The organism is Paracoccus aeridis (assembly GCF_004923205.2).
Classification (GTDB): domain Bacteria; phylum Pseudomonadota; class Alphaproteobacteria; order Rhodobacterales; family Rhodobacteraceae; genus Paracoccus; species Paracoccus aeridis.
In genome coordinates this window covers 216336-237089 of the sequence record NZ_SELD02000066.1, presented here as the reverse complement: position 1 = coordinate 237089, position 20754 = coordinate 216336, and the positions used below count along the sequence as shown (strand labels likewise).

Annotated in this window: 22 protein-coding genes; 15 read left to right on the top strand and 7 right to left on the bottom strand. The window is 68.7% G+C overall.

Annotation, left to right across the window (positions count from 1 at the left end; translation table 11 throughout):
• Nucleotides 1-95 precede the first annotated feature (95 nt).
• The 6 genes from ELI80_RS15940 (at nucleotide 96) to ELI80_RS15915 (ending at nucleotide 5124) form a co-directional block, all read left to right on the top strand.
• Entirely contained in the window at nucleotides 96-401 is a 306-nt protein-coding gene (locus tag ELI80_RS15940) for an ArsR/SmtB family transcription factor (protein ID WP_136653281.1), read from the top strand.
• Nucleotides 402-524: 123 nt separating this feature from the next.
• Complete coding sequence (locus ELI80_RS15935) at nucleotides 525-767, top strand: exodeoxyribonuclease VII small subunit (RefSeq protein ID WP_136653280.1); 243 nt, start codon at nucleotides 525-527, stop codon at nucleotides 765-767.
• Nucleotides 768-790: 23 nt separating this feature from the next.
• Complete coding sequence (locus tag ELI80_RS15930) at nucleotides 791-1696, top strand: polyprenyl synthetase family protein (RefSeq protein ID WP_236641540.1); 906 nt, start codon at nucleotides 791-793, stop codon at nucleotides 1694-1696.
• A gap of 70 nt (nucleotides 1697-1766) precedes the next feature.
• Complete coding sequence (gene dxs / locus ELI80_RS15925; protein ID WP_136653300.1) at nucleotides 1767-3677, top strand: 1-deoxy-D-xylulose-5-phosphate synthase; 1911 nt, start codon at nucleotides 1767-1769, stop codon at nucleotides 3675-3677.
• 103 nt (nucleotides 3678-3780) lie between these two features.
• Nucleotides 3781-4488, top strand: coding sequence for a VIT1/CCC1 transporter family protein (locus tag ELI80_RS15920; RefSeq protein ID WP_236641545.1), 708 nt, complete (start codon nucleotides 3781-3783; stop codon nucleotides 4486-4488).
• A 15-nt stretch (nucleotides 4489-4503) separates the two neighbouring features.
• Complete coding sequence (locus ELI80_RS15915; RefSeq protein ID WP_136653279.1) at nucleotides 4504-5124, top strand: COG3650 family protein; 621 nt, start codon at nucleotides 4504-4506, stop codon at nucleotides 5122-5124.
• On the opposite strand, the gene ELI80_RS15910 is transcribed toward ELI80_RS15915, so the two are convergent.
• Nucleotides 5121-5987: an SDR family oxidoreductase gene (locus ELI80_RS15910; protein ID WP_136653278.1), complete on the bottom strand. Its 867-nt coding sequence runs from the start codon at nucleotides 5985-5987 to the stop codon at nucleotides 5121-5123. The genes ELI80_RS15915 and ELI80_RS15910 overlap by 4 nt on opposite strands.
• The gene (locus tag ELI80_RS15905; protein WP_136653277.1) at nucleotides 5984-6961 is read right to left on the bottom strand and encodes an LLM class flavin-dependent oxidoreductase; all 978 of its coding nucleotides are present in this window, start codon (nucleotides 6959-6961) and stop codon (nucleotides 5984-5986) included. Before ELI80_RS15905 ends, ELI80_RS15910 begins: the two co-directional genes overlap by 4 nt.
• A 131-nt stretch (nucleotides 6962-7092) precedes the next feature.
• Here ELI80_RS15905 and ELI80_RS15900 point away from each other — a divergent pair, with 131 nt between their 5' ends.
• The 3 genes from ELI80_RS15900 to ELI80_RS15890 all read left to right on the top strand — a co-directional run bounded on the left by ELI80_RS15900 (nucleotide 7093) and on the right by ELI80_RS15890 (nucleotide 10522).
• Nucleotides 7093-8577, top strand: a complete 1485-nt coding sequence (locus tag ELI80_RS15900) for an AMP nucleosidase (RefSeq protein ID WP_136653276.1) — start codon at nucleotides 7093-7095, stop codon at nucleotides 8575-8577.
• A gap of 217 nt (nucleotides 8578-8794) precedes the next feature.
• Complete coding sequence (locus ELI80_RS15895; protein WP_136653275.1) at nucleotides 8795-9100, top strand: HU family DNA-binding protein; 306 nt, start codon at nucleotides 8795-8797, stop codon at nucleotides 9098-9100.
• Between the two features lie 108 nt (nucleotides 9101-9208).
• A complete protein-coding gene (locus ELI80_RS15890) occupies nucleotides 9209-10522 on the top strand; it encodes an MFS transporter (protein ID WP_136653274.1) in 1314 nt (437 codons plus the stop codon).
• A gap of 73 nt (nucleotides 10523-10595) precedes the next feature.
• Here ELI80_RS15890 and ELI80_RS15885 read toward each other — a convergent pair whose 3' ends face one another.
• On the bottom strand, nucleotides 10596-11399 hold the full coding sequence (locus ELI80_RS15885) for a response regulator (protein WP_136653273.1): 804 nt from the start codon (nucleotides 11397-11399) through the stop codon (nucleotides 10596-10598).
• 100 nt (nucleotides 11400-11499) lie between these two features.
• Between ELI80_RS15885 and ELI80_RS15880 the strand changes: the two genes are divergently transcribed.
• The 3 genes from ELI80_RS15880 to ELI80_RS15870 are packed head-to-tail and all read left to right on the top strand — an operon-like array spanning nucleotide 11500 to nucleotide 14021.
• On the top strand, nucleotides 11500-11640 hold the full coding sequence (locus ELI80_RS15880) for a NepR family anti-sigma factor (RefSeq protein WP_236641539.1): 141 nt from the start codon (nucleotides 11500-11502) through the stop codon (nucleotides 11638-11640).
• A gap of 2 nt (nucleotides 11641-11642) precedes the next feature.
• Nucleotides 11643-12230, top strand: a complete 588-nt coding sequence (locus ELI80_RS15875) for an RNA polymerase sigma factor (protein WP_136653271.1) — start codon at nucleotides 11643-11645, stop codon at nucleotides 12228-12230.
• A 6-nt stretch (nucleotides 12231-12236) separates the two neighbouring features.
• The gene (locus ELI80_RS15870; RefSeq protein ID WP_236641538.1) at nucleotides 12237-14021 is read left to right on the top strand and encodes a histidine kinase dimerization/phosphoacceptor domain -containing protein; all 1785 of its coding nucleotides are present in this window, start codon (nucleotides 12237-12239) and stop codon (nucleotides 14019-14021) included.
• Nucleotides 14022-14045: 24 nt separating this feature from the next.
• On the opposite strand, the gene ELI80_RS15865 is transcribed toward ELI80_RS15870, so the two are convergent.
• The 4 genes from ELI80_RS15865 to ELI80_RS15850 all read right to left on the bottom strand — a co-directional run bounded on the left by ELI80_RS15865 (nucleotide 14046) and on the right by ELI80_RS15850 (nucleotide 17190).
• A complete protein-coding gene (locus ELI80_RS15865; protein ID WP_136653270.1) occupies nucleotides 14046-14936 on the bottom strand; it encodes a YihY/virulence factor BrkB family protein in 891 nt (296 codons plus the stop codon).
• A 61-nt stretch (nucleotides 14937-14997) separates the two neighbouring features.
• Nucleotides 14998-15723 (bottom strand): DNA polymerase III subunit epsilon, encoded by a 726-nt coding sequence (gene dnaQ / locus ELI80_RS15860; protein ID WP_136653297.1) that lies wholly within the window; start codon nucleotides 15721-15723, stop codon nucleotides 14998-15000.
• Complete coding sequence (coaE, locus tag ELI80_RS15855; protein WP_136653269.1) at nucleotides 15723-16319, bottom strand: dephospho-CoA kinase; 597 nt, start codon at nucleotides 16317-16319, stop codon at nucleotides 15723-15725. Before coaE ends, dnaQ begins: the two co-directional genes overlap by 1 nt.
• A gap of 7 nt (nucleotides 16320-16326) precedes the next feature.
• The gene (locus tag ELI80_RS15850) at nucleotides 16327-17190 is read right to left on the bottom strand and encodes a shikimate dehydrogenase (RefSeq protein ID WP_136653268.1); all 864 of its coding nucleotides are present in this window, start codon (nucleotides 17188-17190) and stop codon (nucleotides 16327-16329) included.
• Between the two features lie 431 nt (nucleotides 17191-17621).
• On the opposite strand from ELI80_RS15850, the gene ELI80_RS15845 reads away from it, so the two are divergent.
• The 3 genes from ELI80_RS15845 to mnmE all read left to right on the top strand — a co-directional run bounded on the left by ELI80_RS15845 (nucleotide 17622) and on the right by mnmE (nucleotide 20749).
• Nucleotides 17622-18071, top strand: coding sequence for a CopD family protein (locus ELI80_RS15845; RefSeq protein WP_136653267.1), 450 nt, complete (start codon nucleotides 17622-17624; stop codon nucleotides 18069-18071).
• Nucleotides 18072-18216: 145 nt separating this feature from the next.
• The gene (rho, locus tag ELI80_RS15840) at nucleotides 18217-19488 is read left to right on the top strand and encodes a transcription termination factor Rho (RefSeq protein WP_136653266.1); all 1272 of its coding nucleotides are present in this window, start codon (nucleotides 18217-18219) and stop codon (nucleotides 19486-19488) included.
• Nucleotides 19489-19495: 7 nt separating this feature from the next.
• A complete protein-coding gene (gene mnmE / locus ELI80_RS15835; RefSeq protein WP_136653265.1) occupies nucleotides 19496-20749 on the top strand; it encodes a tRNA uridine-5-carboxymethylaminomethyl(34) synthesis GTPase MnmE in 1254 nt (417 codons plus the stop codon).
• Nucleotides 20750-20754 lie beyond the last annotated feature (5 nt).

Below are 20754 nucleotides of genomic sequence, written 5' to 3'. Positions count from 1 at the left end.
AATCCTTGTCCTGCGAGCGCGGACGGAGCCGCGTCATTCGATAGTTCGAAAATATTCGAACATTGAAGCGGGCACAACCCGTGCTATGATCCGGCATGCGCAAGATGAACCATCCCGCCATCGACGACATCGCGCTGTCGCAGGTGCTGCATGCGCTGAGCGATCCGGTCCGCCTTGACGTGGTGCGGACGCTCGCGCGGGACGGCGTTGCCAGCTGCTCGGCGCTGGACGGCGGACGGCCGAAGTCGAGCATGTCGCATCACTTCCGGGTCCTGCGCGAATCGGGACTGGTGCGGACGCAGACCGACGGCCCCGCCCACATGAACGAGCTGCGGCGCGAGGAGATGGACCGCCGCTTCCCGGGCCTTCTGGGCGCCGTTCTTGGCGCGCCGGCGGATTGAGCGCCCAGCCGATCGAGCGCCGGCCGCCGACGGCGGCGGTCGTGTGGCATCGCCTGCGGAACGTGGATATGATCGGCCGAACCGCGGCCGCTCGGGCCGCCGAGACCATCTGAGGAACTGCCCATGTCCGATCCCGAAATCGAGGCGATGTCGTTCGAGGACGCCATGAAGGAGCTTGAGGCGACGGTCGGCAAGCTGGAACACGGCGAGGCGACGCTGGAACAGTCGATCGCCCTTTACGAGCGCGGCGCGAAGCTGCGCGCGCATTGCGACCGCCGCCTGCGCGAGGCCGAGGAGCGGGTCGAGAAGATCACCATGGCGGCAAATGGCGAGCCGCAGGGAACCGTTCCCGTCGAAGGGCTTTGACCCTGCAAACGAGGACGCCGCCGATGGACACGGGCCTGCCCGCCCCGCTGACTTCCCGCATGGCCGAAGTGCAGGGCCAGGTCTCTGCCGCGCTGGACGCGACGTTGGATCTTCAGCCGCCGGGAGAGCTGACCGACGCCATGCGCTACGCCTGCGAGGGCGGCAAGCGCATCCGCGCCTTCCTGGTGCTGGAATCCGCGCAGCTGCACGGCGTCCCCGACGCCGCCGCGCTGCCGGTGGCGGAGGCGGTCGAGATGCTGCACGCCTACAGCCTGATCCACGACGACCTGCCCGCGATCGACAACGACGACCTGCGCCGGGGCCGCCCGACCTGCCACGTCCGCTTCGACGAGGCGACCGCGATCCTCGCCGGCGACGCGCTGCAGTCGCTAGCCTTCGAGCGGCTGGCCGATCCCGCCATCGGCGGCGCGGAGGCGCGGGTGGAACTCGTGCGCCGCTTCGCGCAGGCCGTGGGGGCGCGCGGCATGGTCTGGGGACAGATGCAGGACATCGCGGCGGAAACGGCGGCCTCGCCGCTCAGCCTCGATCAGATCGTGGCGCTGCAGGACGGCAAGACCGGCGCGCTGATCGGCTTCGCCGCGACCGCGGGCGCCGTGATCGCGCAGGCCGACCCGGCCCCGCTGGGCGAATACGCCCGGAACCTGGGTCTCGCATTCCAGATCGCCGACGACATCCTCGACGTGACCGGCACGCAGGAAACCACCGGCAAGCGGGTCGGAAAGGACGCGGCGGCGGGCAAGGCGACCTTCGTGTCGCGGATGGGCCTCGACCGCGCACGGACCGAGGCGCAGGCCATGGTCGACCGGGCCGAGGCCGCGCTTGAAGTTTATCAAGCCGCGGGCGGCCAGACGCGGGCGGCCGAAAACTTGCGGCAGCTGGCCCGTTTCGTTATCCACCGCCAGACGTGACGACGCGACCTTCGCGGGATGAAGCCACCCGAAAGGGGCACGCCACATGACCGACAACACCATCCAGCCCATGCCAGACCGCCCGGCGACGCCGGTCCTCGACCGCGTGTCGCTGCCCTCGGACCTCAAGGCGCTGTCGGACCGCGAACTGCGCCAGCTCGCCGACGAGCTGCGGGCCGAGACGATCAGCGCCGTGAGCGTGACCGGCGGGCACCTGGGCGCGGGGCTCGGCGTCGTGGAACTGACCGTGGCGCTGCACGCCGTCTTCACCGCGCCCCGCGACAAGATCATCTGGGACGTCGGCCACCAGTGTTATCCGCACAAGATCATCACCGGGCGGCGCGACCGCATCCGCACGCTGCGGACCGAAGGCGGGCTGTCGGGGTTCACCAAGCGCGCCGAGTCCGCCTATGACCCGTTCGGGGCGGGGCATTCCAGCACCTCGATCAGCGCGGCGCTGGGGTTCGCGGTCGCGCGCGACCTCGGCGGAGATCCGGGCGACGCGGTCGCGGTGATCGGGGACGGCGCGATGAGCGCGGGGATGGCGTTCGAGGCGCTGAACAACGCGGGCCACCTCGGCACCCGGATGATCGTGGTGCTGAACGACAACGAGATGTCGATCGCGCCGCCGACCGGGGCGCTGTCGAGCTATCTCACCCGGCTTTATACCCAGGGCCCGTTCCAGGAACTCAAGGCCGCCGCAAAGGGCGCGGTCGGGCTGCTGCCGCCCCCCGTGCAGGAAGGCGCGCGGCGCGCGAAGGAAATGCTCAAGGGCATGACCGTCGGCGGCACGCTGTTCGAGGAGCTGGGCTTTTCCTATATCGGCCCCGTCGACGGCCACGACCTCGACCAGCTCCTGCCGCTGCTGCGCACCGTGAAGTCGCGCGCCACCGGTCCGGTGCTGATTCACGCCGTCACGAAGAAGGGCAAGGGCTACGCCCCGGCCGAGAACGCCGCCGACCGGGGCCACGCGCGGGCCAAGTTCGACGTGGTCACGGGCGAGCAGGCGAAGGCGAAGTCCAACGCGCCGAGCTATACCGGCGTCTTCGCCAAGTCGCTGGTGAAGCTGGCCGAGACGGACGACAGGATCGTCGCGATCACCGCGGCGATGCCGGACGGGACCGGGCTCAACCTGTTCGCCGAGCGCTTCCCGCGCCGCTGCTTCGACGTGGGGATCGCGGAACAGCATGCCGTCACCTTCTCGGCCGGGCTCGCCGCGGGCGGGATGAAGCCGTTCTGCGCGCTGTATTCCACGTTCCTGCAGCGCGGCTATGACCAGGTGGTCCACGACGTCGCGATCCAGCGGCTGCCGGTGCGCTTCGCGATCGACCGCGCGGGCCTTGTCGGCGCGGACGGCGCAACCCACGCGGGCGCCTATGACGTGGGGTTCCTGACCAACCTGCCCGGCTTCGTGGTGATGGCCGCCGCCGACGAGGCGGAGCTGGTCCACATGGTCGCGACCGCCGCCGCGCTGGACGACCGGCCATCCGCCTTCCGCTTTCCGCGCGGCGAGGGCACCGGGGTGGAAATGCCCGAGCGCGGCACGCCGCTGGAAATCGGCCGCGGCCGCATCGTTGCCGAAGGGGCGCGGGTCGCGATCCTGTCCTTCGGCACGCGCCTGTCGGAAGTCATGCGCGCGCGCGAGGCGCTGGCCGCGCGCGGCATCGCGCCGACGGTGGCCGACGCGCGCTTCGCCAAGCCCCTCGACCGCGACCTGATCCTGCAACTCGCCCGCCACCACGAGGCGCTGATCACGATCGAGGAAGGCGCGGTCGGCGGCTTCGGCAGCCACGTGGCGCAGCTGCTCGCCGACGCGGGCGTGTTCGACCACGGGCTGCGCTTCCGCAGCATGGTCCTGCCCGACACCTTCATCGACCACGCCTCGCCCGAGGCGATGTACCGCGCCGCCGCGATGGACGCCCCGCAGATCGAGGCGAAGGTGCTGGAAGTGCTGGGCGTCGCGGTCGCCCGCCGGGCCTGACCAGGGCCCCGGGGTCGCGCCGCGGATTGCAAATCCGGCGCGGGCGGCGCATGGGTCGCGCCCTGCCCCGCCCGCGTCATGCTGATGGAGCCAGTCCTTGAGCATCCACACCCACCCGCTCGCCCATCCGCACGACCCGCACCGGATCACCCGGACGGGCTGGCTCCGCGCGGCGGTCCTTGGCGCCAACGACGGAATCGTGTCGATCGCGTCGCTCATCGTGGGCGTGTCAAACGCCAGCGCCGAGCCGCGTGCCGTGGTGGTCGCGGGGGTGGCGGGGCTCGCGGCGGGCGCGCTGTCGATGGCGGCGGGCGAATATGTCAGCGTCAGCTCGCAGATGGACATCGAGAAGGCCGACATCCGGCGCGAGAGGCGCTCGCTTCACAGCCAGCCGGACATCGAGCTGGAGGAGCTGGTGCGCATCTACGAGGCACGCGGGCTCGCGCCCGGGACGGCCCGGCTGGTCGCGGTGGAACTGACCGAACACGACGCGCTCGGCGCGCATGTCCGCGACGAGCTGGGCCTGACCGAGGTCATGGCGGCCCGCCCGATGCAGGCGGCGCTGGCGTCGGCGCTGACGTTCAGCGCGGCGGGCTCGGTGCCGCTGGCGGCGGCGCTGCTGGCGCCGCAGGGAAGCGTGGCGGTCGTGGTCTGGCTGGTCACGCTGCTGGCGCTGGCCGCTCTGGGCGCGATCGGCGCCATCGCGGGGGGCGCCCGGATCGGGCGGGGGATCGTCCGGGTGCTTGTCTGGGGCAGTGCGGCGATGGCAATCACGTCCGGGATCGGGCATGTTTTCGGCATCGCTGCCTGACGAGGGACACCGATCATGCGTGCAGTTCTTTTCGCCGCGGTGCTGGCCCTTTCCGCTTGCCCGGCCTGGGCGATCCAGGAATACACGCTGCCCACGCTGTTCGACGTGACCGGCGTCGCCGCGGGCGACAGGCTGAACATCCGCGAACGCCCCGACGCCTCGGCCCCGGTGATCGGCACCCTCGCCCCGGATGCGACGGGTGTCGAGGTCGTGGCCGAGCGGTCCGGCTGGGCGCAGGTCAACACGGCCGAGCGCCGGGGCTGGGTCAACGCCAAGTTCCTGCGCTACCGCACCAATGTCTGGGCCGACGGGCAGCTGCCGCCCACATTGCGGTGCCTCGGGACCGAGCCGTTCTGGGGCATCGAGATGCGGGGCAACGAGGTCGTGTTCTCATCCCCCGACGGGGGCGAGCAGGCGATGATGTTGCGTTCGGTGATGGACACCGGCGTGCCGCGAAGCCCGTTGCGCGGGCTGATCGCGGGCGACGACGCGGGGCGGATGACGGCGGTGATCCAGCCGCAGCTGTGCACCGACGGCATGTCGGATCGCGCCTACGGGCTGACCGCGACGGTGATCTTCGACGGGGCGCGGCAGGATCCGACGATGCTGACCGGCTGCTGCCGGATCGGAAACTAGGCCGGCGCCTCGGCCGCGAGGATCGCGGCCAGCCCGGCGCGGTAGTCGGGATGAAGCAGCCGCACGCCGAGCTCGTCCTTGATGCGGTCGTTTCGCACCCGCTTGCTTTCGGCATAGAAGCTGCGCGCCATCGGCGTCATCTCTGCGGTGTCGTAGTCCTGCGCGGGCGGCACCGGCACGCCGATCAGCCGGGCCGCGTGGGCGATCACGTCCTGCGGCGGCGCGGGGTCGTCGTCGCAGACATTGTAGACCACGCCGGGGTGCGGCCGCGCGATGGAGGCGGCGAGCACCTGCGCGATGTCCTCGGCATGGATGCGGGAAAAGACCTGCCCCGGCTTGACGATCCGGCGGGCGGTGCCCTTGCGGATCTTCTCGAACGGGCCGCTGCCGGGTCCGTAGATGCCGGCGAGACGGAAGATGTGGAGCGGCAGGCCCCGCGCCGTAGCCAACGCCCGCCACCCGGCCTCGGCCGCGACGCGCTGGCGGCCGCGTTCGGTCGTGGGGACGAGGTCGGAGCCTTCGTCCACCCAGCCGCCCGCGCGGTCACCATAAACGCCCGTGGTGGAAAGATACCCGATCCACCCCGCCGGGCTTGCGGCAATGGCGTCCCCCAGCGCGCGCAGCACCGGATCGCCGTCCGCCCCCGGGGGTACGCTGAGGAGGATCGCGTCCGCGCGCGCGAGATCCGCCCGCAAGCGGTCGTCCTCGCCCGGCCAGACCAGCGGCTCGGCCCCGGCGGCGGCGACGTCCGCCGCGCTCTTGCGGGTCGTGCCGGTGACGGTCCAGCCTTCGCGCACCAGCCGCCGGGTCAGGAACCCGGCGCTGTAGCCGTGGCCGATGGTGACGAGCCTTCGGCCGTTCACCCCATGACCTCGGCGGCGATGGCGAAGCTGCGAAGCCGCGCCTCGGGGTCGTGGATCATGCCGGTCAGGATCATCTCGTCGGGGCGGTAGCTGGCCGCGAACTCGTCCAGCTGGCGCTTGACCGACGCGGGCGATCCGACGGCGCTGACCCGCAGGGCGGCGTCGAGCGTCGGGTGATACTGCGCAGGCACCACCTGCGACAGGTCGTCGACCGGCGGCGGCAGCTTCCCCGGCGCGCCGGTGCGCAGGCGGTAGAAGCTCTGCTGCTGGCTCGTCCGCAACTTCCGCGCCGCCTCGTCGGTATCGGCGGCAAAGACGTTCACCGCCAGCATGAACCGCGGCGCGTCGCCCCACGGCCCCGGCTGGAAGCGGTCGCGGTAAAGCTGGACCGCCTGGTCCAGGTCGCCCGGCGCGAAATGCGAGGCGAAGGCGTAGGGCAGCCCCAGCGCCGCGGCGAGGCTCGCCCCGTAGAGCGACGAGCCGAGGATCCAGACCGGCACGTTGGTGTCCTGTCCCGGATGCGCCGCCACGGGCGCGCCCGCGCGTTCGGGGCCGAGGTAGCTCAGCAGTTCCACCACGTCGTTGGGGAAGTCGTCGTTGCGCGCCATGCCGCGGCGCAGCGCCTGCATCACCGCGCCGTCCCCGCCGGGCGCCCGCCCCAGGCCGAGGTCGATCCGCGGCCCGTGGATGGTGGCGAGCGTGCCGAACGCCTCGGCCACCGCCAGGGGCGCGTGGTTGGGCAGCATGATCCCGCCCGCGCCGACGCGGATCGTCCGGGTGTGGTCGGCGACGTGGCCGATCAGCACCGCCGTCGCGGCGCTGGCGATGCCGGGCATGTTGTGGTGTTCGGCCAGCCAGTAGCGCTTGTAGCCCTGCGCCTCGGCCGCCTGCGCCAGCCGGATGCTGTTTCGGATCGAGGTCGCGGCGTCCGACCCCTCGGACACGGGGGCCAGGTCGAGGATCGAGAGGTCCATGGAAGCTCCTTCGTTTGAAGGTCAGATAGGTTCGCGGCCGTCGTCTTGCCAGTGTCGCGCCCCGGTGCGACAGTCCGGACCCAACAGGCGGGCCGACCCGACGCGACCGCCTTGCGCGAAGGGGACTGTCCATGAACGGCATTTCACGTCTGCTGCCGGTCGAGACGCCGGAGCCGGTGGAGCGCGCCTTCTTCGACGAGCCGAAGGCCGCCGTCGCCCGGCTGGTCGAGCTTTACGACCGCGCCTCGCAGTTCCTGCTGGACAGGTTCCTGGCGACGCTGGGGGGTGCGCCGCCGCAGGCCCGATACCGCGCGTTCTATCCCGAGGTGCGGCTCACGACCTCGGTCCACAGCCAGACGGATACGCGGCTGTCCTTCGGCCATGTGGCGATGCCGGGCAGCTATGCGGCGACGATCACCCGGCCGGACCTGTTCCGCGACTACCTCGAGGAACAGATCGGCCTTCTGATCCGCAACCACGGGGTTGGCGTCGCGGTCGGCGACAGCGACACGCCGATCCCGGTGCATTTCGCGGTCGCCACCCGCAGCGACCTGAACGTGCCGCAGGAAGGCGTGCTGGGCTATTCGCTGCGGGACGTGTTCGACGTGCCGGACCTTGGGTCCATGAACGACGACATCGTGAACGGGATTGCCGGGCCGAACCCGGACGGAAGCTGGCCGCTCGCGCCCTTCACGGCGCAGCGGGTGGATTACTCTCTGGCGCGGCTGGCGCACTACACCGCAACCGCGCCCGAGCATTTCCAGGCCTTCGTGATGTTCACGAACTACCAGTTCTACGTGGACGAGTTCGAGGCCTTCGCCCGCCGCGCCCTGTCGGACCCGCAGAGCGGCTACACCGCCTTCGTCGGCCCCGGCAACAGCGTGCTGGAACGGCCCGAGGACGTGATCGTCACCGGCGCCAAGACGCCGCAGATGCCGGCCTATCACCTCAAGCGGGCGGACGGGAAAGGGATCACGCTGGTCAACATCGGCGTGGGCCCCTCGAACGCCAAGACCGCGACCGACCACATCGCCGTGCTGCGCCCCCATGCCTGGCTGATGGTGGGCCACTGCGCGGGGCTGCGGAACAGCCAGTCGCTGGGCGACTATGTCCTCGCCCATGCCTACCTGCGCGAGGATCACGTGCTGGACGACGACCTGCCCGTCTGGGTGCCGATCCCCGCGCTGGCCGAGGTCCAGGTCGCCCTGCAGGAGGCCGTGGCCGAGATCACGCAGCTTGACGGTTACGAGCTGAAGCGGATCATGCGGACCGGCACCGTCGCCACCATCGACAACCGCAACTGGGAACTGCGCGACCAGTCCGGGCCGGTGCAGCGGCTGTCGCAGTCGCGCGCGGTCGCGCTCGACATGGAAAGCGCCACCATCGCCGCGAACGGCTTCCGCTTCCGGGTGCCCTACGGCACGCTGCTGTGCGTCAGCGACAAGCCGCTGCACGGCGAGCTGAAGCTGCCCGGCATGGCGACCGACTTCTACCGCACCCAGGTCGCCAGCCACCTGCTGATCGGCGTCCGCGCGATGGAAAAGTTGCGCGAGACGCCCCTTGAACGGATCCACTCGCGCAAGCTGCGGTCGTTCCACGAAACCGCGTTCCTGTAGGTCGCGAACTCGGCGCGCCGCTTGATGTGGCCGCCAGGCATGGCAAGGTGCGGCTTGCAGCCGACCGGCGGATCAGGTCTTGAAAAATGCTTGAAGTGCTGGACAAAACACTGTGTAGCAGGGGAATGCCGGGCCCGGGGCCTCGGTGCCAGACAAACCCGAAGCCAAACAAACCCGAAGCCAGACAAACCCGAAGCGGGACAACAGGAGACGACCGATGGCCAACACCACCGCCGCCGCGAAACCGATGACCAAGACCCAGCTGGTCGCCGCGCTGGCCGACGAAATGGGCGGCGACAAGAAAACCGCCACCGCCGCGCTGGACGCGCTGCAGTCGGTCGTGGCGCGCGTCGTCGCCGAGGGCGGCTCTGTCGCGCTGCCGGGCATCGGCAAGGTCGCCTGCCGCACCCGCCCCGAGCGCATGGTCCGCAACCCGCAGACCCAGGAAATGATGCAGAAGCCCGCCGACAAGGTCGTGAAGGTCACGATCGCCAAGGCGCTGAAGGATTCCGTCAACGCCTGATCCGGGGCACACCGTCCCATGCGAGGGGCCGTGCCGGTTGGCGCGGCCCCTTTTCGTTTACACCGGCCGGCCGCGTTGCCCGGCGAACGCAAGGAAGGCCACGCGCGGATGAACACGACCGTCGACGAGGTGCTGGCCCAGGCCGGAGCGGGCAGGTTCCAGCGCCGGCTGATGATGATCTTCGGCCTGGTCTGGGCAGCCGACGCGATGCAGGTTGTCGCGGTGGGCTTTGCCGCCCCGTCCATCGCCGCGCAGTTCGGGCTGGGCGTGGCGCAGGCGGCGCAGCAGACCGGGACGCTGTTCTTCCTGGGCATGTTCGTGGGCGCCGCGCTGTTCGGGCGCATCGCCGACCGGATCGGGCGGCGCAACGTGCTGCTGCTGACGGTCGCCTGCGACGCGGTTTTCGGGCTGGCCTCGGCCTTCGCGCCGTCGTTCGAGGCGCTCCTGGTCCTGCGCTTCCTCACCGGCATGGCGGTCGGCGGCACGCTGCCCGTGGACTATGCGATGATGGCGGAGTTCCTGCCGCCCAAGAACCGCGGCCGCTGGCTTGTCTGGCTGGAGGGGTTCTGGGCTGTGGGCACGCTGATCGTGGCGCTGACCGCGTGGTACGCGGCCGCGTCGGGGGTCGCGGCGCCCTACCGGCTGATCTACATCGTCGCGGCGCTGCCGGCGCTGATCGGGATCTTTCTGCGGCTGTGGGTGCCGGAATCGCCCATGTTCCTGATCCGCACGGGCCGCGCGGACGAGGCGCGGCAGGTGCTGGACCGGGTGCGGGCCGCGAACGGCGTGGCGCCGATGCGCGCGGACGCCGTGCTGACGGTGCCCGTGCCTACGCCCGGCGAGGGGCTGTTCAGCGGCGGGCTGGCGCGCACGACCGTCGCCGTGATGGCGCTGTGGTTCCTCGTGTCGCTGTCCTACTACGGCGTGTTCGTCTGGCTGCCCGCCCGCCTCGCGACCGAGGGCTTCGGCTTCGTGCGCGGCTACGGCTTCCTGGTCGTGCTGGCGCTGGCGCAGCTGCCGGGCTACGCGCTCGCCGCCTGGGGGGTGGAGCGGATCGGCCGGCGCGCGACGCTGCAGGCGTTCCTGCTGATCTCGGCCGCGGGCTGCATGGCTTTCGTGCTGGCGGGGACGCCGGTCATGATCGCGGCCTCGCTGATCGTGATGAGCTTCGCTCTGCTGGGGACATGGGGCGCGCTTTACGCCTTTACGCCCGAGTTGTACCCGACGACCCTGCGCGGCACCGGGATGGGCACGGCGGGCGCCATGGCGCGGCTGGGCGGGATCGCCGCGCCCAGCCTGCTTCGCAGCGTAATCGAACGCGACTTCGGGCTGGCGATCGGGGTCTTCGCGGCGCTGCTGGTGCTGGCGGCGGCGGTCACGCTGCTGATCGGGCGCGAGACGCGGGACGCCTCGATCGTCTGACAGCGTTCCGGCAACGAAGAAAGCCGGCGCGCATCGCGGCCGGCTTCTTTCGTGTGGTCGGCAAGGGCGCGGGTCAGGCCGCGTTCATCCCCGCGCTCGACGCGAAGAACATCGCCTGGCTGACGGCCGAACGCACCTGCTCCTCGCTGTAGGGCTTGGAGATCAGGAACGCGGGCTCGGGCCGGTCGCCGGTCAGCAGCCGCTCGGGGAACGCGGTGATGAAGATCACCGGCAGGTTGCCGAGGCTGGTCATCAGCTCGTTCACCGCGTCGATCCCCGACGAGCCGTCGGCCAGCTGGATGTCGGCGAGGATCAGGTCCGGCTGGCGCTCGCCGGCAAGCTGGATGGCGGCCGAATGGGTGCGGGCGATGCCCGTGACCTCGTGCCCCATCGCCTGCACGATGCCCTTGAGGTCCATCGCGATGATGGTCTCGTCCTCGATGATCATCACGCGGCCGCGGATCGCGCGTCCCATCTCGTTCAGCGCGATCTGGACCAGCTCCTCGGCCTCGTCCTGGTCGATCTGCATGACCTCGCCGATCTGGTCGTAGCGAAGTTCCTCGATCGTGCGGAGCAGCAGCGCCTCGCGCGAGTTCGGCGTGAGTGTGCGCAGGTGCGACTGGGCCCGCGCCTCGCGCGAGGTCTGGTCGTCGGTTTCCACCGGCTGGCCCGAGCTCTGCCAGATCGCGTGGAAGGCGCGGAACAGCGAGATCCGCGTATCCTCGCCCGAGATCATGCTGCGATCGGCCAGAATGGCTTCCAGCGTCGCGGCGGCATAGTTGTCCCCTGCGCGCTGGGTGCCCGTCAGGGCGCGCGCGTAGCGTCGCAGGTAGGGCAGTTCGCGACCGATGGACTGGGCTAGATCTGCAGCTGACATTGACGCCTCAAATTTTGGTCGTTCCTCGGAACCTTCGGTGCTAACTAGCTGTTGGCAGACGCGCACACAAGATTTCCGGAAAGAAACCTAAAAAATGAACATGAGGCGTGAAGACAGTAAACGCGCCGCCTTGGAAAAGCAGATCGACGAGAATTTGCGGCGGGTGTACGAGCAGGACCAATCACAAGAGGTTCCGGACAGATTTCTCATGCTTCTCGAAAAGCTTCGCGGGCAGGAGTGACGATGGTGAAACCTGTGGTTGGTGACACGGAGGTCGTCAAGGCCGCCGATCCCAGAGGCGAGCTTGTCGAACACCTGCCTGCGCTGCAGGCATTCGCGCTTTCGCTGACTCGCGAAGGCGCAGCCGCCGACGACCTGGTGCAGGACACCATCGTCAAGGCATGGACCAACATGGACAAGTTCCAGGTCGGCACCAACCTGCGCGCGTGGCTGTTCACGATCCTGCGGAACACCTTCTATTCCGCCCGCCGCAAGACTCGGCGCGAGGTCAGCGACACCGACGGCATCCACGCCGCGCGGCAGGCGACGCGGCCGGAACATGACGGTCGGCTGGCGATGAACGACTTCCGGACCGCCTTCGCCAAGCTTCCCGACGAGCAGCGCGAGGCGCTGGTGATGGTGGGCGCGTCCGGCTTTTCCTACGAGGAAGCAGCCGAGATGACCGGCGTGGCCGTGGGCACGGTGAAGTCCCGCGCGAACCGGGGCCGCCGGCGCCTTGCCGAGCTGCTGCACCTGAAGGAAGGCGAGGAATTCGAGATGACGGACCGCGCCACCATGGCGGTGATGGCGAACAACCCCGTCTCACGGTAGCGTCCGGTGACGCGCCTGTCCGAGCAGCTTCAGTTCATGCGTGGACTCGGCTTCCGGCTGGGGATGCTGCTGTCGGTGGCAATCCTGCCGATCGGGCTGATTTCCGTCATGCAGACCCTGAACCTGTCGCAGGCGGCAGAGCGCGCGGCGGAACTGGCGTTGATGGGCCGCACCTCTTCGGCGGCGGCGGGCGAACGCACGCTTCTGCAAAGCGCGCTCGGGTCCGCCGAGGCGCTGGGGCCCGCGGTGATCGAGACGCTGGACGACCCCGAAGCCTGTTCTCGGATGATGGAGAACTTCGTCGAGAACAGCGCGAGCTTCGTCTTCGCCGGGTTCACGCCGCTGAACGGAATCTCGAACTGCACGTCAAAAAACGACGGGGTGCACGATGTCCGCTCGTCGCCGCATTATCGCGCGTTCCTGGACAATCCCGGCACCACCATCTCGGCCACTGAATCCGGGATCGTTTCGGGCCTTCCGGTCGTGATCGTGTCGCAGCCGCTGCTGCACGACAACGAATTGATCGGCTACATCGCGACTTCGGTATCGCAGGCGATGATGCGGGCGACGCACGATCCCATGAACCGGACCTCGTCGGCCATGATCGTGACGTTCACCAACCGGGGCCAGGTCATCTCGACCGACATGAGCCAGGGCCTGGTCGAGGAGATGCTGCCCCGGTCCTCGTCGCTGGAGACCCTGGCCAGCCGATCCGACACGACGTTCAGGGAAACCGCCGGAACCGGCGAGCGGCGGCTGTTCACCGTGGTCACGGTCGTGCCGGGGCTGGTCTATGCGCTGGGAAGCTGGAATCCGCAGTCCGCCGGCGTGGGCAACATCGCGCTGTCGCGCTTCACGGGCGTCCTGTTTCCGCTGGCCCTGTGGGCGGTGTCGCTGGCGGTGGCCTATTTCGCCGTCTTCCGGCTGGTGCTGCGCCATATCCGCGAACTGCGCGGGCAGATGCGGCGCTTCGCCATCGGCGACCGCCGCAGCCCACCCCCCGTCCTGACCGAAGCGCCGGCCGAGATCGCGGATGTGAGCCGCACCTTCCACGACATGGCGCGGATCTTGATCCGGGACGAGGCGGCGATGGAGGCTTCGGTCCAGGAAAAGACGGTGCTTCTGAAAGAGGTGCACCACCGGGTCAAGAACAACCTTCAGCTGATCGCGTCGATCATCAACATGCAGAGCCGCATGGTCAGCGACTGCGACGCGCAGAAGGTGCTGCGGTCGGTGCAGGACCGCGTCGCGTCGCTCGCCACGATCTACCGCAACCTCTACCAAGCCGAGCACCTGGATTCGGTCGAAGCGGACAAGCTGATTTCCGACATCATCAACCAGATGGTGCTGGCCTCGGTCCCGCCGGGGTCGGGGCTGGAGATCGAGACGCACCTGGACCATGTCACGCTGCTGCCCGACCAGGCCGTGCCGCTGACGCTGCTGACGACCGAGGCGTTCACCAACGCGCTGAAATACGCAGAGCCTGCGCAGGACGGGCGCTACCGGGTCTGCGTGTCGCTGACCCGGCAGCGGTCGGGCCATGCCGAACTGCTGGTCGAGAACTCCATCGGGCCGCACACCCGTGCGCCGGCCGACGCCAGCGGGCTGGGGCGGCAGCTGATCGAGGCCTTCGCGCTGCAGCTCGACGGCGAGGTGTCGACCGTGGTCGAGCCCGACTTCTACCGCATGAAGCTGGCGTTCCAGATGCAGGACAGCGTGGCGGCGGCGGGCGATGACGGCGCGCGGCGGGTTGTCCTGACCTCGGCGGCGCGGCGCGGCGCGCAGCACTGAAGCGGGAACCTCCGCGGCCGGCGTTCAGCCCTGCATCTGCGAGGCCGCCTTGCTGACCAGCGCTCGGGCGCGGCGGGCCGCCACCACGCGCCGGCGCCGCGCCAGTTCCACGTTGATGAGCGCGCCCAGCATGATGGAAAACCCCGCGAGGTAGAACCACATCAGCAGCGCCACCACCGCGCCGATCGAGCCGTAGATCCGGTTGTAGCTGTTGAAGCTGCCGAGATAGGCCGAGAAGGCGTAGGACGCCGCCGCCCAGGCGAGCGCCGCGAACAGCGCGCCCCAGGTGAGGATCGGCGTCCGGGGTGTCTGCACGTTGGGGCCGTAGCGGTAGATGATGCCGATCCCGATCACCACGATCAGGAACATCGCCCCCCACGGCGCGGCGCTGATCAGCCAGCTTCGAAGATAGCTGACCTCGAGCAGGTTCAGCGCCAGCGGCACGATCACGATGGTCGCAAGCCCCATCAGCACAACCCCCACGATGGCAAGCGTCAGCACGTAGGCCAGGATGAAGCCGAAGATGGTTGGGTGCGAGCGCACGCCGTAAGCGGCATTGAGGCCGCGGACCAGCGCATCGACGCCTGCGCGCGCCGCAATGGTCGCGATCAAAAACGAAATGAGCGAGGCCCAGCCGAGTTGCGTCCGGCCCCCCGACGTCAGGGCGTCCACCTGCGCGTGCAGGATCTGCGCCGCGCCGGGCGGCAGGAATTCGTCGATGACGGCGTAGTACTGGGTGATGATGGTCGGATCGAACCAAAGCCCCCACAGCGCGATGATCGCGGCGAGCCCCGGGAACACGGCGAACATCGCGTAGAAGGCGACGCCGGCTGCGATCAAGCTCATGTGGATCTTGTCCATCCGCTCGAACAGCGCGCCGATGAAGACCCAGATATCCTTGATCCGCTCGATCATGACGGCTCACATCCGTTCATGCGACAGCATCGCCGCTTTGCCGGCCGGACGCAACCGGCGGTCAGGCGGACGCTGCGGAAAGGCGCAGACCGAGCGTCTGCCAGAGCGCCTTGTCGCCCATCCGCGCGACGAAGGCGTCGTGCGCCTGCGCCTCGGCCTGCGTCAGCCGGGGCGGCAGCGGCACGGGCCGGGCGCGGCGCGGGGTCATGACGAGGATGACGCCGTCCGCGCCCGCCGCCTGGGCCATCGGTGCGTCCAGCACCAAGTCCGGCTGGCGGCCGCCGATGAGCTCAAGATAGACTTCGGCCAGAAGCTCGCTGTCGAGGAGCGCGCCGTGAAGGTCGCGGCCGGAATTGTCCACGCCGAAGCGGCGGCAGAGCGCGTCGAGCGACGCGGGGGCGCCCGGAAACTTCTGCCGCGCCATCGCCGCGGTGTCGAGCGCGCGGCCGGGCCGCAGCTCGGGCCGCCTGCAGCGGCGCAACTCGGCGTTGAGGAAGCGGATGTCGAAGTCGGCGTTGTGCGCGATCAGCCGCGCGTCGGGGCCGACGAAGTCGAGGAAACGGTCCGCGACCTCGGCGAAGCGGGGCTTGTCGCGCAGGAAATCGTCGCCGAGGCCGTGGATCGCCTGCGCCTCGGCCGGCATGGCGCGTTCGGGGTTCAGGTAGACGTGGAAGCGCTCGCCGGTCGGCAGGTGGTTGATCAGTTCGATCGCCCCGATCTCGACCACGCGGTCGCCGGTGGCGGGGTCGAAGCCCGTCGTTTCGGTGTCGAAGACGATTTCGCGGATCATGCGTGCGGCCGTCGGCTGAGGATGTCGAGGCAGATGGAATCCACCGCCGCCGCCGCCGCGTCAAGACTGTGCGACGGGATGATCCAGTCGGCGCGGGCGCGGCGATCCTGGTCGACAAGCTGGCGCGACAGGATCAGGTCCAGCGTTTCGTCGGTCATGCCGGCGCGGGCCAGGACGCGGGCGCGGCGCGTGGCCTCGTCGGTGCTGACGACGGCGACGCCGTCCATCTGCGCCTCGGCCCCGGTTTCGTAGAGCAGCGGGATGTCGAGGACGACGATCGGCGCACGGGCATTCTCGCGCAGGAAGGCGGCGCGATCCTGCCGAACCAGCGGGTGGACAATAGTTTCCAGCGTCTTGAGGCCTGTCGGATCGATCATCAGCGCCGCCTTGAGTACGGCGCGGTCGATCGCACCATCCACGACAGAACCCGGGAAGGCCTGACCGACCGGAGCCACCGCCGCGCCACCGGGGGCATAGAGGCGGTGCACGGCGGCGTCGGCGTCCCAGACCGGGTGGCCGCGTTCGACGAACATCGCGGCGGCGGTGGACTTGCCCATCCCGATGCCGCCGGTCAGGCCGAGGACGAAGCTCATCGCGTGCTCACGGGCCGCTCGCGAGCACGGCACGGCGCAGGTCGTCGTCCACGTCGGGGCGGCGGCCGAACCAGCGCTCGAACCCCGGCGCGGCCTGGTGGAGGAGCATGCCGAGGCCGTCGACCGTGCGGCACCCGCGCGCCCGCGCCTCGGCCAGAAACGCCGTTTCGAGCGGGTTGTAGACGAGGTCGGTTACGAGCGCGCCGGGGGACAGCGCGTCGAGCGGGACGCGGAGCGGCGGCTTGCCCACCATGCCCATCGAGGTCGCGTTGACTACGGTGACCGCGCCGTCGAGCATGTTGCCGGCTTGCGCCCAGTCATAGACGACGATCCGGGCCCCGAACTCGGCCCGAAGCTGATCGGCGCGCAGGCGCGTGCGGTTGGCGATGCGGATTTCGGGCACCTGCGCCTCGAGCAGCGCGGCCACCACCGCGCGGGCGGCACCGCCGGCGCCGATGAGGGCGGCGGGGCCGTGTTCGGGGGCCCAGTCGGGCGCGCGCTGGCGCAGGTTGGCCATGAAGCCGTAGCCGTCGGTATTGTCGGCGTGAAGCCGCCCGTCGGGACGGAAGATGAGCGTGTTCGCGGCGCCGATCAGCGCCGCGCGATCGGTCACGACGTCAGCCAGCGCCAGCACGGATTCCTTGTGCGGGATGGTGACATTCACGCCGACGAAGCCCGCCTTCGGCAGCGCATGCAGCACCTGGCCCAGATGTTCGGACAGCACCGCCATGGGGACGTAGGCGCCGGCGATGCCGTACCGGCGCAGCCAGTGCGCGTGAAGCGCGGGCGACCGCGACTGCGCCACGGGCCAGCCGATCACCCCCGCGAGGGGGATCGATGCAATGGGTTTGTGCGTGTCCGTGTCGTGCATCTGGCAGGAAGATCAACTCTCTGCCCAATCATGGCCCGGCGCTTTGCACGCGGGCAAGCACGACCTGTCTGCAACCCTGTGGAAAAGCGGTTGTGAGGCTTCGGGACAACGCATCCTGCGGTTCTGGCGGCCAGATTACGGGCAATCCGGGGCGGTCCGGGTGACGGTTTTGCACCACGGGATAAGCTGGATCACGCAGAAGACGAGGCCGGGGAAAGGATGATAATGCACAAGGCCATTTCTGAGTTAATGTACTGATTTATAATCTGTTTCACGTGAAGCGACCGAACTATCCACATTTTATCCACACACGGACAAACTTGTGAAGAAAGAGGGCGGGAGAGGATGATCCAGACTCCCACAGGCCCTATCACATCATCTTCCTTTATCTTCTCTCTTCATATTAAGAAGACCCTGAAGGAGCGCTGCCCGTGTCCGATTTCCTCGCCATCGCCTATCCCTGGGTGAAGTCGCTGCATGTCATGGCGGTCGTGTCGTGGCTGGCCGGGCTGTTCTACCTGCCCCGTCTGCTCGTCTATCACGCCGAACGTGGTACCCACGGGGGCGAGCCGGTGGCATCGTTCCGGATCATGGAGCAGAAGCTGCTGCGGCTGATCATGAACCCGGCGATGATCGCCACATGGGTTGCCGGGCTTGCGCTGGTCTTCACGCCGGGAATCGTCGACTGGTCGATGATTTGGCCATGGACCAAGGCCGCGGCGGTGCTGGGGATGACGTGGTTCCACCACTGGCTCGCCTCGCAGCGCAAGATCATGGCGACGAAGCCTGCGCCCCTGTCCGGCCGCACCTACCGGATGATGAACGAGCTGCCCACGCTTCTGATGGTCGTCATCGTCCTGTCGGTGATCGTGAAGTTCTGACGCTGTTTGACTCAGGGCTTTGTCTGGACTATAGCCGACTGACCCGCCGTCCGGCGGAGTTCTTCATGACACATTCTGTGGTCCGATCCGGCGTCCGCCTGTGCGCGCCTGTCCTGCGGGATCGTTCGACCCATTGGTGACCGAAATGAGCGACGAACGGCTTAACCTGTCCGACCTGAAGGCCAAGACTCCGGCCGATCTTCTGTCCATGGCCGAGGAGTGGGAGATCGAGAACGCCTCGACTATGCGCAAGGGCGAGATGATGTTTTCGCTTCTCAAGGAGCATGCCGAGGAAGGAATCGAAATCGGCGGCGACGGTGTGCTGGAAGTCGTGCAGGACGGTTTCGGCTTCCTGCGCTCGACCGAGGCGAACTACCTGCCCGGCCCGGATGACATATACGTGAGCCCCGACATGATCCGTCAGCACAGCTTGCGGACAGGCGACACGGTCGAAGGCGTGATCCGCGGCCCGGGCGAGAACGAGCGCTACTTCGCGCTGACCAAGGTCGAGAAGATCAACTTCGAGAGCCCGGAGAAGGCGCGCCACAAGGTCGCCTTCGACAACTTGACGCCGCTATATCCCGACGAACGGCTGAAGATGGAATTCGAGGATCCGACCGCGAAGGACCGCTCGGCCCGGATCATCGACCTGGTGTCGCCGATCGGCAAGGGCCAGCGCAGCCTGATCGTCGCGCCACCGCGCACCGGGAAAACCGTTCTGCTTCAGAATATTGCGCATTCCATCGCGCGCAACCACCCGGAATGCTACCTAATCGTGCTGCTGATCGACGAGCGCCCCGAGGAAGTCACCGACATGCAGCGGTCGGTCAAGGGCGAGGTCGTGTCCTCGACCTTCGACGAACCTGCGACGCGTCACGTGGCAGTGTCGGAGATGGTGATCGAGAAGGCCAAGCGCCTGGTCGAGCACAAGCGCGACGTGGTGATCCTGCTCGACTCGATCACCCGACTGGGCCGCGCCTTCAACACCGTCGTCCCCTCCTCCGGGAAGGTGCTGACCGGCGGCGTCGATGCGAACGCCCTGCAGCGGCCGAAGCGCTTCTTCGGCGCGGCGCGGAACATCGAGGAAGGCGGTTCGCTGACCATCATCGCGACGGCCCTGATCGACACCGGCTCGCGGATGGACGAGGTGATCTTCGAGGAGTTCAAGGGCACCGGCAACAGCGAGATCGTGCTGGACCGCAAGGTCGCCGACAAGCGCGTGTTCCCGGCAATGGACATTCTCAAGTCCGGCACCCGGAAGGAAGAGCTCCTGGTGGACCAGAAGGACCTGCAGAAGACCTATCTCCTCCGCCGCATCCTGAACCCGATGGGCACGACGGACGCGATCGAGTTCCTGATCTCGAAGCTGAAGCAGACGAAGAACAATGCGGAGTTCTTCGATTCGATGAACGCCTGAGGGTGTCGTGGACACGATCCACGCCGAATCGACACCGCCGGGACGGGGCGGCATTTCTGTCGTTCGGGTCACCGGCCCGGCAGCGCGTGTCATTGCCGAGGATCTCGCAGGCGCGCTGCCGCGGGCGCGGTTCAGTTATCTGCGGGCGGTCCAAGATGGCGACCGGCTGATCGACCGCGCGCTGCTGGTGCGGTTCGACGCCGGCGCGAGCTTCACCGGCGAGGAGGTGGTGGAGTTTCACCTGCACGGCGCGCCGATCATATCGCGCCTGCTGCAAGGCGCCTTGCTGGCGCGGGGCTCGCGTCCGGCGATGCCCGGTGAGTTCACCCAGCGCGGGTTCCTGAACGGCCAGCTCGATCTGTCCGAAGCGGAGGCGCTGTCGGATCTGCTCGCTGCGGAAACGGAGGCACAGCACCGGCTGGCCATGGAAGTGGCCGGCGGGGCGCTGCACGGCTGGGCGGCGGACCTTCGGGCGCAACTGGTCAGGGCCGGTGCGCTGATCGCGGCGTCGATCGACTTTGCTGACGAGGACGTGCCGGATGCGGTGCCCGGCGAGGTGTTCGACATTCTCTTGGAAGTCCGTGGCCGGATCTCCGATCAGCTGGACGGCTTTCCTGCTGCCGAGCGGGTCAGGGCGGGATTCGAGGTTGCGCTGATCGGCCCGCCGAACGCCGGAAAATCATCGCTCCTGAACGCCATCGCCCGTCGCGAGGTGGCATTGGTGACCGAAATCGCGGGCACGACGCGCGACGTCATCGAATTACGGACGGATCTGCGCGGGTTGGCGGTGACGTTCCTGGACACGGCCGGGCTGCGCGACACGCAGGACGTGGTCGAGCGGATGGGAGTCGCCCGTGCAACCGAGCGGGCAGCGGCTGCCGATCTGCGGATACATCTGTCCGACGCGGGCTTACCCGTTGATGCCCTGCTGAAGCCCGACGATCTTGTAATCCGGTCAAAGGCGGATCTTGGCGGGGGCGACGTGTCGGCCCTTTCTGGCCAGGGGGTGTCCGCGTTGCTGGATAAGGTTCACGGCGTCCTGCGAGAGCGCGCCGCGCCTGCCGGGATCGTATCGCGCCAGCGTCAGGCCGACGCGCTGCGGCGGGCGGCGGAAGTACTTGCTTGCGACGCAGACACCCCGCCGGAGATCATCGCCGACGCCGTTGCCATTGCCACGCGATCGCTGCGCGAGATGGTTGGCGAAGTGGGTGTCGAGGACTATCTTGACGAGGTATTCTCGTCGTTCTGCATCGGAAAGTAGTTTCA